Source organism: Dyella nitratireducens, from assembly GCF_014642835.1.
GTDB lineage: Bacteria > Pseudomonadota > Gammaproteobacteria > Xanthomonadales > Rhodanobacteraceae > Dyella_B > Dyella_B nitratireducens.
The window spans coordinates 756,376-771,017 of record NZ_BMJA01000002.1 but is presented as its reverse complement, the minus strand read 5'-3'; the positions used below and the strand labels follow the sequence as shown (position 1 = coordinate 771,017).

At 60.3% G+C, this 14,642-nt stretch carries 10 protein-coding genes; 3 read left to right on the top strand and 7 right to left on the bottom strand.

Going from position 1 to position 14,642, the window contains the following annotated elements:
• Positions 1 to 23: 23 nt before the first annotated feature.
• Genes IEX75_RS14400 through IEX75_RS14380 form a run of 5 tightly spaced genes read right to left on the bottom strand, consistent with a single transcriptional unit; the run spans position 24 to position 5,340 of the window.
• Positions 24 to 1,469 carry an efflux transporter outer membrane subunit gene (locus IEX75_RS14400; RefSeq protein WP_188794985.1) on the bottom strand — a complete coding sequence of 482 codons (1,446 nt, stop codon included), beginning with the start codon at positions 1,467 to 1,469 and terminating at the stop codon, positions 24 to 26.
• Between the two features lie 7 nt (positions 1,470 to 1,476).
• On the bottom strand, positions 1,477 to 2,499 hold the full coding sequence (locus IEX75_RS14395) for an HlyD family secretion protein (protein WP_188794984.1): 1,023 nt from the start codon (positions 2,497 to 2,499) through the stop codon (positions 1,477 to 1,479).
• 25 nt (positions 2,500 to 2,524) lie between these two features.
• Positions 2,525 to 2,722, bottom strand: a complete 198-nt coding sequence (locus tag IEX75_RS14390) for a DUF1656 domain-containing protein (protein WP_188794983.1) — start codon at positions 2,720 to 2,722, stop codon at positions 2,525 to 2,527.
• Positions 2,712 to 4,838, bottom strand: coding sequence for an FUSC family protein (locus IEX75_RS14385; RefSeq protein WP_188794982.1), 2,127 nt, complete (start codon positions 4,836 to 4,838; stop codon positions 2,712 to 2,714). The genes IEX75_RS14390 and IEX75_RS14385 overlap by 11 nt, the downstream gene beginning before the upstream one ends.
• Before the next feature lie 10 nt (positions 4,839 to 4,848).
• The gene (locus IEX75_RS14380) at positions 4,849 to 5,340 is read right to left on the bottom strand and encodes a MarR family transcriptional regulator (RefSeq protein ID WP_188794981.1); all 492 of its coding nucleotides are present in this window, start codon (positions 5,338 to 5,340) and stop codon (positions 4,849 to 4,851) included.
• Positions 5,341 to 5,677: 337 nt separating this feature from the next.
• Here IEX75_RS14380 and IEX75_RS14375 point away from each other — a divergent pair, with 337 nt between their 5' ends.
• Both IEX75_RS14375 and IEX75_RS14370 read left to right on the top strand, forming a co-directional pair.
• Positions 5,678 to 7,507: a YncE family protein gene (locus IEX75_RS14375; protein WP_188794980.1), complete on the top strand. Its 1,830-nt coding sequence runs from the start codon at positions 5,678 to 5,680 to the stop codon at positions 7,505 to 7,507.
• A gap of 137 nt (positions 7,508 to 7,644) precedes the next feature.
• The gene (locus tag IEX75_RS14370) at positions 7,645 to 10,620 is read left to right on the top strand and encodes a TonB-dependent receptor plug domain-containing protein (RefSeq protein WP_188794979.1); all 2,976 of its coding nucleotides are present in this window, start codon (positions 7,645 to 7,647) and stop codon (positions 10,618 to 10,620) included.
• 175 nt (positions 10,621 to 10,795) lie between these two features.
• On the opposite strand, the gene IEX75_RS14365 is transcribed toward IEX75_RS14370, so the two are convergent.
• Positions 10,796 to 12,199: a sensor histidine kinase gene (locus IEX75_RS14365; protein WP_188794978.1), complete on the bottom strand. Its 1,404-nt coding sequence runs from the start codon at positions 12,197 to 12,199 to the stop codon at positions 10,796 to 10,798.
• Positions 12,196 to 12,855: a response regulator transcription factor gene (locus IEX75_RS14360; protein ID WP_188794977.1), complete on the bottom strand. Its 660-nt coding sequence runs from the start codon at positions 12,853 to 12,855 to the stop codon at positions 12,196 to 12,198. Before IEX75_RS14360 ends, IEX75_RS14365 begins: the two co-directional genes overlap by 4 nt.
• Before the next feature lie 269 nt (positions 12,856 to 13,124).
• Between IEX75_RS14360 and IEX75_RS14355 the strand changes: the two genes are divergently transcribed.
• Entirely contained in the window at positions 13,125 to 14,594 is a 1,470-nt protein-coding gene (locus IEX75_RS14355; RefSeq protein ID WP_188794976.1) for an MFS transporter, read from the top strand.
• Positions 14,595 to 14,642 lie beyond the last annotated feature (48 nt).

Genomic DNA, 14,642 nt, shown 5'->3' with positions numbered 1-14,642 from the left:
GGGGTTTGCACCCCAACCTACGATCACTTTGCGTCGTAGCCGCCACCCAGCGCGTTGATCAACCGAATCGACAGATCCGCCTGCTGACTCTGCAACAACGCCAGCCGCTGGTCGGTAAGCAGCAACTGTTGGCGGCTGGTCAACGGCGTCAACGGGCCACTCACACCACCCTTGTATGCCGCCAACGCATCGCGCCAGCTCTTCTCGGCGTCCTGTTTCGCACGCTGCTCCAGCGCGACCTGCGTACGCACTGACGCCAGCGCGGAGACGAGATCCGACACTTCGTTCACCGCACCGATCAGCTGGCTGTTGTAATGCGCAACGGCTTCGTCGTAGCGCGCATCGGCCCCGGCAAGATTGGCGCGCAGCCGGCCGCCGTCGAAGATCGGCAAGCTCAAGGCTGGCCCAACGGAATACGTGCGCGCCGGCAGCTGGAACACATTGGTACTGCCGCCGACAGCGACGAAGCCGGCCATCGCGCTCAAGCTGATGTTGGGCAGAAATTCCGTCTTGGCGGCCTTGATGTCTTGCGACGCCGCTTCGACTTGCCAACGCGCGGCAACCAGGTCGGCGCGGCGGCCGATCAGGTTCATCTGCAATTGATCAGGCAGGGCGACAAGACCCGGGTCGAGCAGATGCGGACGGGCGATGCTCAAGCCGCGATCCGGTCCCTGCCCCAGCAACACGGACAAGCTGCTGCGCGCGGCATCGATGGCGCGGTCAGCCTGCGCCTTCTGCTGCTCGGCGCTCGCTACCTGTGAATCGGCAAACGCCTCCTGCTGCGTCGTAGCGAGGCCGCCGGCCAGCAGCCGGCGCGTCAGCTCCAGGGTTTGTGAAGAACGTTGCAGCTCACCTTCCGCGACATCCTGCTCCGCGAAGGCATAACCCAGCTGCACATAGGCACGCGCCACGTTCACCGAGAGCTGGATACGTGCTGCACGCGTTTCAATCTCCGCTGCACGGCTGCGCCCAAGTGCGGCCTCCCATGCATCGCGTTTGCCGCCCCACAGATCGAGATCCCAGGAAAAATTCGCCGTGACGGCTTTACCCCAGGCGAAATGGCCCAGCACGTACTGAGGGTAGACCGGATCCTTCAGAGACAGACGAGTGCCTTCGGCGCCCGCTTCAAGGTCCGCGTTTGGCAACCGCGCGGCATAGGCTTCATCGGTCACCGCCTGCGCCTGCCGTGCACGCGCTTGCGCTTCGTCGAGGCCGGGGTTGTTCTTGAGCGCTTCCTCGATCAGCGCACTCAGTTGCGGATCGCCGAAGCTCGTCCACCAATCCTGTTTTGGCCACGCCGTGGGGCTGAGCGGCACGTTGGCGAAACTCTGGTCGCTCTTGAGGCGGCTCACATCAAGCGTCTTGCCGGTGGGATGCAAACCGCCCGGTGTGGCACAACCGGCCAGCGCCACGCATAGCGCCAGCGTTGCTGCAACGGGTAAATGGGAAAAGATGTTCACGCTACGCATGGCGGCTTCACCGTGACTCGGCCAGGGCATCACCATGGCCGCCGGGCTGCACGACCAGCGTGGCGGTCTGCCCCGCCACCAGCACCGTACCGGCCGGCATGTGATCGGTATCGATGCGCACGCGCACCGGCACACGCTGCGCCAACCGCACCCAGTTGAAGGTGGGATTGATATTGGCGAGCAGGTCGTTGCCGGTGGGATCGACCGCACCGCCAATACCCCGCGCCACGCCCTCCACCGTACCGCGCAAATGCACGCCACCGGCCATCAGGCGGATATCGACCGGATCGCCCACGTGCAGATGCGGCAGCTTGGTTTCCTCGAAATAGCCGTCCACCCAGAACGAACGGCTGTCGATAATCGCAAGGCGCGGCGCACCGGCGCTGGCGTAATCGCCGACGCGCACCAGCAGGTTGGTGACGTAGCCATCCACCGGTGCACGGACTTCCGTGCGTTGCAGGTTGAGTTCTGCCGTGGCCAACGCTGCCTGTGCTTGTTTCACCGCTGCTTGCGCTTGCTGTTGCGCGGCAATCGCCTGTTCGATGCCTGCGCGCGCCTTGTCCCAGGTGGCGCGGGCAGCATCGGCGGTAGCGCTGGCGTTGGCAATGTCTTCGTTGGATACCACGTCCCGCAGACTCTGCCGGCGCCTGGACTGCGCCTCGTACATGGTGAAGTTGGCTTTGCTTTGCGTGGTAGCGGCCTTGGCGGCATCGATATTCGCCTGTGCTGCCGCGACGGAAGCCTGCGCCGCGGCAAGATTGGCCTTGGCCTGCTCGAAGGCATCCTCATAGCGTGGGCGGTCGATCACGAACAGCACATCGCCTTGCTTTACTTGCTGGTTGTCGACCACGTTCACCGCGGTGACCAAGCCGGCGACGTCCGGTGCGATGCGCACCACGTTGGCGCGGATGCGTCCATCGCGAGTCCACGGTGAGTACATGTAATGCCGCCACAAGCCGTAGCCGATAAACGCGGCGAGCAATACGAGAACGGCGGTGATGGCGATGCGGATGTAGAGTGTGTTTTTCATGGAATCAGGGTCGAATCATTCGCCGTTAAAGGTTCAGCAGCGCAAAGCAGCCGAAGACGCAAACCAGAAAAGCCAAGCGCAACAGCGCCGGATGCCACACGTAGCGGTACAAGCCATAGCGGCCCACCACCCAGTCGAACAGCAGCAACAGCACGACAGACAACAGGAACCAGATCAGCAGTCCGGGAACCAGCGCGCCACCGATGGCGATTTCACGCGGCATGGGCAACTCCTTGTGCGGGGGGATGCGCTTGCATGTACGCAGCAAGCACGGATTGCTCGTCCAGCATGGCCAGGCGCAATACGTTCAAGTGATTGAGTAGCAGTCCCATGGCTTCATCACCCTCGATCATCGCCGTGGTAGCAGCAACAGCATCGCGCGCATAGATATAGGCAGCGGTATCGGGATGCTCGTAAAGCTGGGCGATCGCATCGATGGTGCGTTCGATGGCTTCGCGCACCTCCTCGGGCAGCGGGCGGCCAGCCATGTCACTGCGCAACTCGATCAAGGTGCGCCCTACTTCGTTGACGGACAACGTCCAGGCCACCAGGTGGCGCGACGCCTGGCTGCCGCGCTCGGTCTGCGACACGATCTGCCCGAACAGATCGTGATTCATGCTTTCGAAGCGCGCGCGCAAGCCGGGCAACGGCGCGGAAGCAGCGAGACGCACCTGACGGCGCAATTTCTCCAATTGGCGACGACGGAACCATAGGCTGCCGATAGCCGGAGGCAAGAGCAGGAAGGCCATACCCGTAGCAGCCAGGCCGATGTACTGGGCCAATGTGTCGTTCCAGAAAAACACCACGTCGTAACTCATCTCGTTGCGCACGGCGATGGTCAAGGTAAAGCCCATGCAATAGCCCACGCCGGCGCGCGCGGTGACGGGCCACGTTATCATCGCCAGGCCGATCATCAGAAACGGTGCGGAACCGGCCACAAACAACCCGAAGCCATCCATCAACGGCAACACGAAGAACAGGCAGATGAAGCTCGCGCACGTGCCGAGCACAAACCCCAACGAGGTGTGCAGCACCCATTGGGCAGGATTGGGCGCGGCGGCAAACAAGCCGGCGAAGACCGTTGCCAGCAGCATTGCCGACGCACCGGACGGCCAAGCCGAGACGATCCAGTAGAAACTCAAGACACCCATGACGAGCGAGGTGCGTACCATCGTCAGGGCCGAACCGAAATAGTCATTGCCACGCTCGAAGCGCACGCGTTCGGTCACCGAACCAAAAAGCCTGGGCGCCTGCAGTTGCGAGGCCGTTTCGACGTAGGCATAAAGCTCATCAACGAAGCGATCGACCAGGGTGGCGCCCGTGTCGAAATCGAGCATGTCGTAGGCGGAGCTCATGTTCGCGCGCAGCGCTCCCTTGCGCTCGCTGATCGCTTGCCGGGCATCATCCAGTCGCGGCAACAACACGCGCGCCGCGGCGCCCGCCTCGATCGGTGCATCAAGCGCGCCAGCTAATGGCCGGTACAGTTCGATCAGCGCGTCGGCTGCAACCTCATGTCCCTTGCGCTTCAGGCGATTGATGAGGTGATGCAAGGTCTGCAGCGTGGTGGATGTTGCCATGAAACGCTGGTTGAGCAGCAGCATGTGGCCGCTGCGCGCGCGTGCTTCCGGATCTTCGAAAATCACCGAACTGCGCAGGTCTTCCACCGCAACGGCGTCACGCACGAAGCGTAGATGCGCGTTCTCCAGATCGGCACGCGCCACCTTGCCGCACACCGCGCGCTGCACGAAATCGATGAAGTTGGCGAACTGCGCGCGGCAAAGACGGCGCAGGTCATCGCGGATGCGGCTGGGAAACACGATGTCACTCACCGCGGCGGAGACACCGATACCCAGCAGCACCTCGCTCAAGCGCCAGACCACCGTGTTGAACACTTCCAGCGGGTTATTGATGACCGGCAGCGCCACGATCGCCGCCGTATAACCGGCCAGCACGAACGAATAGGATTTGAAATTGCGATACAGCGTGGCGCCGCCGGCGCATACACCAATCCATAGTGACAGCGCGGTAAGAAACAGCACGCGTTCCTGTGGAAAGAAAGCCACGATCAGAAAGCCTGCCAGCGCGCCGACCATCGTGCCGATGGCGCGGTAAAAGCTCTTGGCCAGCACCATGCCGGTCTGGCGGTTGGCAACAATGATGGTGGTGAGCATCGCCGTGGAAGGCTGCGGCAGCGCCAGGCGCATGGCCAGCCAGCCGGTGATGTAGAAGGCGAGCAGCGACTTCACCACGAACAACCAGGTGGTGGTCTCCTCGCGCAAGGCCGCCACGAAAACGTCGCGCGTACCGGGCGGTGTTGCCTGGACATGGGTTACGGACATGGTGGCCGCCTCAGTCTGCCAATCCGCCCAGAAACTTCTTCAACAGCTTTTCGAGCTGAACCTGCTCGGAAACCTTGAGATGACGCCCCTGCTTCGCCAGCAACGTACAAATATCCGGAAGAAGACTTTCAAGCAACACCTGTCCATGCGGCGTCAAGCTCAACTCGATCTTGCGGCGATCTTCGGCGCTGCCGCTGCGGTCGATCAGGCCTTTGTCACACAGCTCGTTGGTCAAGCGTGTGATATTGGCGGACTTCTCCCCTGCGGCCTCCGCCAACTCCGATGGCGACATCGTACCGCTGGCCGAGCCATACAGCATCATCAACAGGTTGTATTCCGGATGATTGATGCCGTAGGGCTTGAGGGTAGCGTTGGCGTCGTCGCTCAGCAGCTTGTGAATGTACTTGATCAGGCGTACCAGAGTGGCCGGGCGGCGCGGGAAGTCGGGGTAGCGGCGGCAGGTGACGGCGAGGCGCTGTTCGGTGAGGGCGAAATCGGCCATGGCGGGCACAACTCTGAGCTGATAGTTCACAAGCATATATTATATAAATGTAATATTTAGATGTAAAGAAAATTGCCCTACGGACGTTCGCACACTGGGTAACCCCCAACATCGCGATCTCGATCAATACGGCCACCTTGGGTGGTTTGCACCCCAGCCTACGACTGGACGCAGTGATACGGCATGCAATACACAACAATGCTGCATCGCAACCTTAATCTTTCTTAAGACGCATTACAGGAAAGCGTCAGGTTGAAGGTTTATTTCTAAGCCCGGCTCCGATCGCTACGGCGAGAACCCAAAACCGTCACCGCCAACCACCCTGGAATACGACACCATGATTCGTCGCGTACTTGCTGCTGCGATTGCTCTCTCGGTACTACCGCTGTACGCCCAGACCCCGTCCAAGATCTACGCGCAGGAACTGGTCGACCAGACCATCGCAACGCATCCCGACATCGTGGTGATGGCCATCCACGCCACACCGCCCAAGCAGAAGGACAACGTCATCATCGCTTCCAACATCGGCCGCATCGGCAAGAAGGGCGACGCAGACGACATGGGGGTGGTCAACACCGGCAAGCCGTTGGTGGAGGTCAACAAGGCCGGCGACCGGCTGGAGGTCGAACTACCCTTGTTCGACACAACTGGCGACACGCTCGGTGCGCTCAGCATCGTCTACCCGTACCACAACGGCGACGACAAGCAGGCACTGCAACAGCGAGCCGAGCAGATTCGCGGTCAACTTGCCAGGCGGATTTCCAACCCGGGCAATCTGACCCAGCCGTATCAATACGATGCCAGCACTCCAACCAACACCCTCGCCCAGCAATTGGTCGACCAAGCCATGGTGGCATATCCGGATGTCATCATCCTTGCCATGCATGCCACGCCGCCAGGCAGCAGCAGCAACGTGATCGTTGGTTCAAGCATCGGGCGCATCGGCAAAGCGGCGGATGATGACGATCTTCGCGCCATCCGTACCGGCATTCCGAACCTCGAAGTGAACGGCAATCGCTTCGAGGTGGAAACCCGCCTGCTGGATGCCGGCAAGCAGACCATCGGCGCCATCGGCATCGTTTTCCGCTACAAGCCCGGCGACGACAAGAAAGCCCTGGAGCAACGCGCCTACGCGATCCGCGATGAATTGGCCGCCAAGATTCCCTCGCTCACCAAGCTGATGGCGCCACCGGCTGCGGCAGATCCGGCGTCGGCGCCGGCCACCCTGATCGGGCGCAGCACGACCTGGAAGCCGCAGTACTCCGGCGACTTCGACCACTTCGGTGTAGACACCAAGCGCAACAAGCTGCTGCTTGCAGCCGAAGACCACGGCACGCTGGAAGTGTTCAATCTCGACACAGGCGCGCATGAAAAGACGCTCACCACTTTCAGCACGCCGCACGCGATTCTCTATCTGCCGGAGAAAGACCGGCTGATCGTGACCGATAGCGGCAAGGGCGGTACGCGCGTGCTGGATGCCGCCACCTACAAGGTACTTGGTTACATCAATACCGCGCCGGGCGCGGACTCGATGGTCTACGACAAATCCAACCATCTGCTCTACATCGTGAGCGGCGGCAAGGACGTGGACATGAAGGAGTGCTACCTCAACGAGGTCGATCCCTACTCTGGCAAGGTTTATCGGAAGCTTCGCTTCGATTCCGATCATGTGGAGGCGGTGCGTGCGGAAGAACAAGGTCATCGACTGTTCGTCAATGTCGCCGACAAGAACCTGGTCGCCGTGGTGGACAAGAAAACACTGCAGGTGATCGCCAGTTGGCCACTGACAGGTGCGCAGACGAATCTGAGCATGGCGCTGGATGAGGCTGACCATCGGCTGTTCATCGGTACACGCAATCCCAGCAAGCTGATCGTGCTTGATACAGAGACCGGCAAGCAGGTGGCAAGCCTCGATGCGCCGGCAACATCGGATGGCCTTTTCTACGACAACGTGCACAAGCGCATCTATATACCCGGCGGCGACGGCTACCTCGGTGTATTCCAGCAGAACGATGCCGACCACTATACGGAACTGGCGCGAGTGCCAAGCGCGCAAGGCGCCAAGTCCGGCATGCTTTGGAAATCACTTGACCGCATTTATCTCGCAGCATCGCCCGGCGACAAGGGCAAAGGAGGAGAAATCCTGTGGTTTGCGCTTCATCCATAAGCGCAAGCCGATCAAACATCACCCGCGTTTCCCACCAACAACAACGGTATACGACCATGCAAGCAAATCGAAGCGGAACAACATGACCGTCATTTGAAACCAGTCGCGAACGTGTCGTCCGGGGAGGGATAGACGCTATGCAGAGTTTGACCGTAAAGCCATTGCTCGGCGCATTGCTGATGGCAATGGGTACTACTTGCGCAACAGCGGTTTCCACCAATCTGTATGCGGACGAACCGCCCCAGCAACAAAATCCGGACACTTCCGCGGGCACGACCCCAAAGGCGGACCAACCGGACAAATCGCAAAAACCAGCCACCCTTGCAACTGTGGTGGTCACCGGTTCCAATCTGCCGGTAGCGCCCGACGAGGTCATGGTGCCGGTGACCTCCGTCGACAACGACGAGATCAAAGCCGCAGGCGTCAACTCCAACGCACTCGATCTGTTGCGCAAGGTGGTGCCCTCGTTTGCCGGGCGCAGCAACACCGGCACCAGCAACGCGAACAACAACAACCAGAACACGGCTGGCGGTTCTCAGCTGCAGTTACGCAATCTCGACACACTGGTGCTGGTCGACGGCCTGCGCGTGGCTACCAGCGGCATCAACGGCATCGGCGGCAAGAACTTTGTCGACGTGAACCAGATTCCCGTGTCGGCGATCGACCATATCGAAGTGTTGACCGATGGCGCTTCGGCCATCTACGGCTCCGACGCGATTGGCGGCGTGGTCAACATCATCCTGAAAAAGGACTACCAGGGTGCGGAAGTCGGCGTGCGCTATGGCGCTGCCAGCGGCAACTATCGCGAAAAATCCGGTTATTTCGTGGCGGGCACGACACTGCATGGCGTGCACATCACCGTGACCGGCAGCGAAGCCAAGACCGATCCGCTTTACCAGGACGCAAGAAGCTTCACCAGCCCGCTCTACGGCCGCATCTCCAACATACCCGGCACGGTTGGCGCCGATGGCCGTTTCCCAGGCGCCATCCTCGCTCCGGGACTCAGTTCCCCTGCGCAAGACAACCCAACCGGCACGCAGGCAACCGCCACGAATATCGACAGCCTGATCGCCAACGGCACCTATCTGACCACCACACCAACCGCTGTAGCTGATGGTTTCGACGTGTCCCGCTACCAGACCTTGCTGGAGCGGCAGGATCAAAAAGGCTTGAGCATCAATCTTTCTGCCGACCTGCTGGATGACAACAAACTCACGGCCTTCGGCAACATCCTGTATTCGCGTACCAAGAGTTTCACCCAGTGGCTGCCGATCCGGACTACTGTCTCGCTACCGGCGGGCTCCCCCTACAACCCGCTGACCACCGCATTCAACCAGGTGGTATTCGGCTACCTTCCCTATCCCCAGCAGTTCATCAACACAGCGGAAGGTTTCCGGATCGTGGCTGGCCTGCGTGGCGACATCACCCGCGACTGGCACTGGGAAAGCACGCTCGATCACAGTGACAACACGCTGGAACAGGACCAGTTCAATCTCATCTACGCACCCAACGTCGCGCGCGCAATCGCCGGGGGATACGACGCACACGGCAATCCCGTTCTCGGAGGCGCCTACAGCCGCGTGCAGACCGGCTTCTCCGGTACGGGTGCGTTCGTCATCCAGCCCGCACTCGATCCGTTGGCGGTGACGTCGGGCATCAATCCTGCTGCGCTTGCGAATCTGTACGGTACGGAAGCGATCCACGCCCAGAGCAAGCTGGATGCCTTCGACGCCAAGCTGGTGGGCAAACCGTTCGAATTACCGGCTGGCAAAGTGGGCGTTGCTTTCGGCATGGAGGTGCGTCACGAATCGCTCTCCGCCTACACAGATCCCAATGGCCGAAATACCGGCCCCACCGCGCACGACTGGATCGGCGGCACAGCGGCTGATCCGTTCTCCCGCGGACGCGACATTGACAGCGCCTACAGTGAAGTTCGCGTGCCTATCACCAGTCCCGGCTGGTCGGCACCCGGATTCCATGCCTTTGACCTTATCGCCGCTGCACGTTACGAGCATTACAGCGACGCCGGCAATTCGTTGGTACCCAAGTTCGGGTTCCGCTGGCAGCCGATCGACAACCAGATCACGCTGCGCGGTTCGTTCTCGCGGGCGTATACGGCGCCGACGCTGTATGCGATGTACGGCCCCACCGACACACGGCTGGTGGGCAGCAGCGTCATTCAATCCGTGTTCGGCCTTCCTGGGCTCGAGTTCAATGGTGAAGACGGCAACAATCCACGCCTGAAACCGAGCACGGCCGTCACCCGCTCGATGGGCATCACCTTCACGCCGCAGGCACTGCCCGGCTTGACGGCGTCGATCGATTACTCGTCGGTGGATCAGCGTGGCTACCCCGGTGGCATCGGCTTTACCAACATCCTGCAAAGCGTGAACCAGCTTGGCGCGGCGTCACCGTTCGCATCCAACCTGGCGCTGGGTAATTTTCCAGGCATGCCGGGCGCTACGGCATTCACGGCGCCGGGCCAGGTGCAAGCCTATCTGCGCTCCGGTGGCGATCCATTGAATCTGTACGCGATCGACCGCTTCACCAACCTGGGCGGCTTGCATGTGCGCTCCGCGAACATGTCGGCAGAGTATTATTTCGTCAGCGATCACGCCGGTACGTTCACGTTTGCCACCAACGGCGCGATGTTCTTCAAATACCAGTTCCAGGCGCTGCCCGGCCAGCAGTATTACAACTACGCCGGCTTCGTAACCAACGGTGGCACCGGCGTGCAGGGGACGATCCCACGCTTCAGCTTTTACACCACTGCCGATTGGCAATACGGCAACTGGGATCTCACGGTCGGCAACAATTACATCGCATCGGTGACAGACATCGGCCCTGGCGGCATCGTCTACGCACAAAGCACCACGCTCAAGCGCATTCCTGTCAGCAGTTATCTCACGTGGGACTTGCGGGTTGGCTATTCGGTCGATCGTTCGGCGTCACACGAGATCATCAAGGGATGGTCGGTGGCGCTGGGCATCAATAACATCGCCAACCGCATGCCACCACTCGCCCCGCAGGCGTTTACCGACAACAACGCTGATGTGGCGACGTACTCACCCATCGGACGGCTGATCTATGGCACAGCAACGCTCAAGTTCTAAGCTTTGACCGCGTCGAGACGGGTGATTCACTCCCTTACCCCAAAGAGCCTCAGTGTGAATCACCCGTCTCGCGCACTATGGTTCGCAAAAAATCGACACTGTAGTGTCTCCCTGCTCTTTATCTCCTTCAAGGAGAGAGAACTGGTTTATCGCACGATTGCGCCTACGCGGTGACTCACGTCCCTAACAAAGGCTGTCCCATCGCGTACGATGACTCCACCACCGTCGCCACCGGAAGACTGAAACTCACGCGCAACCCCAGTTCGCCGCCACGCGGCTGGGCGCGGATACTGCCGCCATGCAGCTCGATGATACTGCGGCAAATGGTAAGTCCCAGGCCGCTGCCCTGATCCTCCCCTGCCCGCACGTTGAAACGCACGAAGCGGTCGAAGACGCGCTCGCACTGTTCATCCGTCAAGCCCGGACCTTCGTCTTCGGTGCTGACGCACCAGCTTCCGTCGGCAACGATGGACGTCATGGTGATCAAGCCGTTCGGCGGCGATACGCGCAGCGCATTGGTCAACAGGTTGAAAATGACCTGGCGCAGCCATTTCTCTTCCATCGCCACCAGGCCATCACCGTGTTGCACGCAACGCAGGCGCCGTCCACGGTGCTCGACCAAGGCATGCAGATCCGGTTCGACGCTGCGCAGAAAATGTCCGGGATGCTGGTTGATGAGATTCAGCGTGACGCCATTCACTTCGGCGCGCGATATGAACAGCAGCTCGTCTATCATCTGGTTGATGCGCGCCAGTTCGTCGAGCTGCACAAGCACGGCGTCTTCCTGTCGCCGTTCGAGCTTGCCTTCGACAAGCAGGCGCTCGGCGTGCAAGCGCACCAGCGACAGCGGCGTTTTCAACTCGTGCGATACCTCTTCGGAAAACTGCCGAGCCTGCTTGAACGATGCCTCCAGGCGATCGAACATCTGGTTGAGCAACCGCACCAGGTCAAAGATCTCATCCTTGCCCCCTGGAACGGCAATGCGCTCTGCCAGATTGTCCGAGCGTATTCGATTGGCTGTTTCGCCGATCAGCCGCACCGGGCGAAGAATCAGGCGACTGGTGACAATGCCGATCAAGCCGCTGGTCAACAGCATGATTACCAGCAAGGCAATGCATACCTCGACATACGCGGTCAAATCCTGCCGCATCTGGCGCGTTGGTGTGCCGATCGTGACATCGAAAGGCGGCATGATGAATTCGCCGACGCGCAATTCCCCCACACCGGGCACGAAAGCGTTGTAGATATGTTTGCCGGGAACATCTGGAATCGGTTTGCCGTCCAGATTGTTGGAATAGAACAACATATCGTGCGGCGGCTCGTCGATGTTGACGTAGAAAAGCACGGAGGCATAGTCGGCAGTTTCATGTATGCGTTGATCCACGATTTGCGGCGTCAACGCACCATAGTCCGTGCCAAGTCGAGCGCGAATCTGCTCGAACTCGGTTTTGTTGAGCAGGTCCAGATCACGCTGCATATGGCTTTCCAGCAGGAGATAACCGACGGCAAACAGCACAGCCAGGGTGATCGTGGCACTCAGCGCAAACCACAAGCTGATGCGCGCCCGCAGGGACTTCATACCAGTTGGTAGCCTATCCCGCGCAGCGTCTTGAACAGCAACGTGCCAGCACCGTCCTCGAGCTTGGTACGCAACCGGCTCATATAGACGTCCAGCAGGTTGTCTTCGACCAAACCGGGCCAGACACGCTCAGAAATATAAGAGCGCGTCAACGTGCGTCCGGCGTTCTGCATGAAGATTTCAAGCAAGGCGAATTCGCGGCTTGTGAGCTCCACCGGTTGCCCACGCAAGCGCACGGTGCGGCTCAGTAGATCCAGCTTTATGCTCTTGTGCTCGAGCATCGTCTGCTTGACCGCACATTGTCTGCGCATCAGCGAACGTACATGCGCGAGCAGCTCTTCGAAGCTGAAAGGCTTGGGCAGATAATCGTCAGCACCCAAGTTCAAGCCGGCGATGCGATCGTCCACCGTGTCACGCGCGCTCAGGATCAGTACCGGCTCGTTGAAGCCGCACCGGCGCCATTCACACAAGAGCTCCAGCCCGTCCCCATCCGGCAGGCCAAGATCGAGAATGATCACGTCGAAGTTATCTTCCGCGAGCGCGTCTCGCGCTGCCATGCAGCTCTGCGCCCATTCCGCCGTGTAGGAGCGTTCGCTGAAACCTCGCTTCAAAAACTGACCTAGCTTGTACTGGTCTTCGACGATCAGGACTTTCATTGACAAGACCCGTCACCCTGTACGGTGATTGAGTCTACGCCAAACAACAGCGCTTGCTTGACGCGACGCACAAGCTCGCTTCACGACGCGCGCTTACCTGAAAATTTTTTAAGGAAGCTTTCATGGCCGCGACAGGAAGCGGTTCTATGGTCATGGTGCAGAGCCCTTATCCCGGCGAGCCACGACCATCGACGATGCTGAAATTCAATGCTCACCCGGAATGCTTTTTAATGCACAGTGTCAGCTCAAACCAACGCATCGAGGTCCTCATGAAGTTATCGGCAGGCACATCCGCGCAAACCGACCCTGCCCCTGGCGTGGAAAAACGGCCGGATACCGTGGCAGCGAGCACATCGGCCACGATCGCCGCGCGCCTCGACCGGCTGCCTGCCTCACGCACATTGTGGAAAATCATCGCGCTGATTTCCCTGGGTGGCTTGTTCGAATACTACGATTTGTTCTTCACCGGCTATGTCGCGCCAGGCATGGCCAAGTCCGGGCTGTTTTCGCCGGACTCCCTGGGCGTGTTCGCCAGCCTCGCCGGTATCAAGGTGGCCGGATTCGGCACCTTCATCTTCTGCACCTTCGCGGGCTTGTGGGTGGGCGTGGCGTTTTTGAGCCAGCTTGCCGATCGCTACGGCCGACGCCCGGTGTTTACGTGGTCATTGGTCTGGTACGTCTGCAGCACCACCATCATGGCCTTCCAGCATACCGGCGAACTGCTCAACCTCTGGCGCTTCATCGCCGGCGTCGGCTTCGGCGTGCAGCTTGTCACCATCGATACCTATATTTCCGAACTCACACCACTCGCATTGCGCGGCCGCGCCTTCTCGCTCAACCAGTTCGTGTCACTGGGCATCGTGCCGGTGGTGGCCTTGTTCGCCTGGCTGCTAGTGCCGACGGCGCCGTTCGGATGGGATGGCTGGCGCTGGGTGGTGCTGATCGGCTCGGCCGGTGCCACCGTGGCGTGGTTTCTTATCCGCCAAGTACCGGAGAGCCCGCGCTGGCTCGCGCTGCATGGACGCATCAAGGAAGCCGACACGATCACCGCCGGCATCGAGCGCCAGGTTGCAACGGAAACGGGCAGACCTCTTCCGCCAGTCCATGCCGAAGCGCCGGAGGAAGAAAGCGTGGGCCGGTTCCGGGAAATCTTTGCAGCACATTATTGGCGCCGCACCGTCATGTTGTCGGTGTTCAACATGGCGCAGGTGATCGGCTTCTACGGCTTCGCCGCATGGGTGCCGACGTTGCTGATCGCACGCGGCATCAACATCACGCACAGCCTGCAGTATTCCTTCATCATCGCCATCGCCAATCCATTCGGCCCGCTGGTTGGCACCTACTTTGCCGATTACCTGGAAAGGAAAACACAGATCATCCTGGGCCTGGCTGTGATGGGCGTGGCGATGCTCGGCTTCGCACAGGCCACATCGCCCGTGGTACTGATCACGCTTGGCGTGGTGTTCACGCTTGCCGCCAACATCATGTCCTACGCCTATCACAACTATCAGGCTGAGCTGTATCCCACCCGGATTCGTGCGCGTGCGGTTGGCTTTGTGTATTCATGGAGCCGCTTTGCTGCTGCGTTTGCAGGGCTGGCGGTTGGTTATTTCCTCGAGCTTGGCGGTGCACTCGCTGTCGCCACCTTCATTGCGATAGCGATGGTGGTGGGCATTACCGTTATCGGTGTCTTTGGGCCTTCGACGAAGGGCATTGCGCTGGAAAGAATCAACCATTGAGGTAGGTTGTCGCGCCGATACGGCGTGTAGGTTGGGGTGAAAACCCCA

Coding starts and splice junctions, on each gene's coding strand:
- IEX75_RS14355 (WP_188794976.1), top strand. CDS start 13,125: ATGAAGTTATCGGCAGGCACATCCGCGCAAACCGACCCTGCCCCTGGC.
- IEX75_RS14365 (WP_188794978.1), bottom strand. CDS start 12,199: ATGAAGTCCCTGCGGGCGCGCATCAGCTTGTGGTTTGCGCTGAGTGCC.
- IEX75_RS14380 (WP_188794981.1), bottom strand. CDS start 5,340: ATGGCCGATTTCGCCCTCACCGAACAGCGCCTCGCCGTCACCTGCCGC.
- IEX75_RS14360 (WP_188794977.1), bottom strand. CDS start 12,855: ATGAAAGTCCTGATCGTCGAAGACCAGTACAAGCTAGGTCAGTTTTTG.
- IEX75_RS14375 (WP_188794980.1), top strand. CDS start 5,678: ATGATTCGTCGCGTACTTGCTGCTGCGATTGCTCTCTCGGTACTACCG.
- IEX75_RS14390 (WP_188794983.1), bottom strand. CDS start 2,722: ATGCCGCGTGAAATCGCCATCGGTGGCGCGCTGGTTCCCGGACTGCTG.
- IEX75_RS14400 (WP_188794985.1), bottom strand. CDS start 1,469: ATGCGTAGCGTGAACATCTTTTCCCATTTACCCGTTGCAGCAACGCTG.
- IEX75_RS14370 (WP_188794979.1), top strand. CDS start 7,645: ATGCAGAGTTTGACCGTAAAGCCATTGCTCGGCGCATTGCTGATGGCA.
- IEX75_RS14385 (WP_188794982.1), bottom strand. CDS start 4,838: ATGTCCGTAACCCATGTCCAGGCAACACCGCCCGGTACGCGCGACGTT.
- IEX75_RS14395 (WP_188794984.1), bottom strand. CDS start 2,499: ATGAAAAACACACTCTACATCCGCATCGCCATCACCGCCGTTCTCGTA.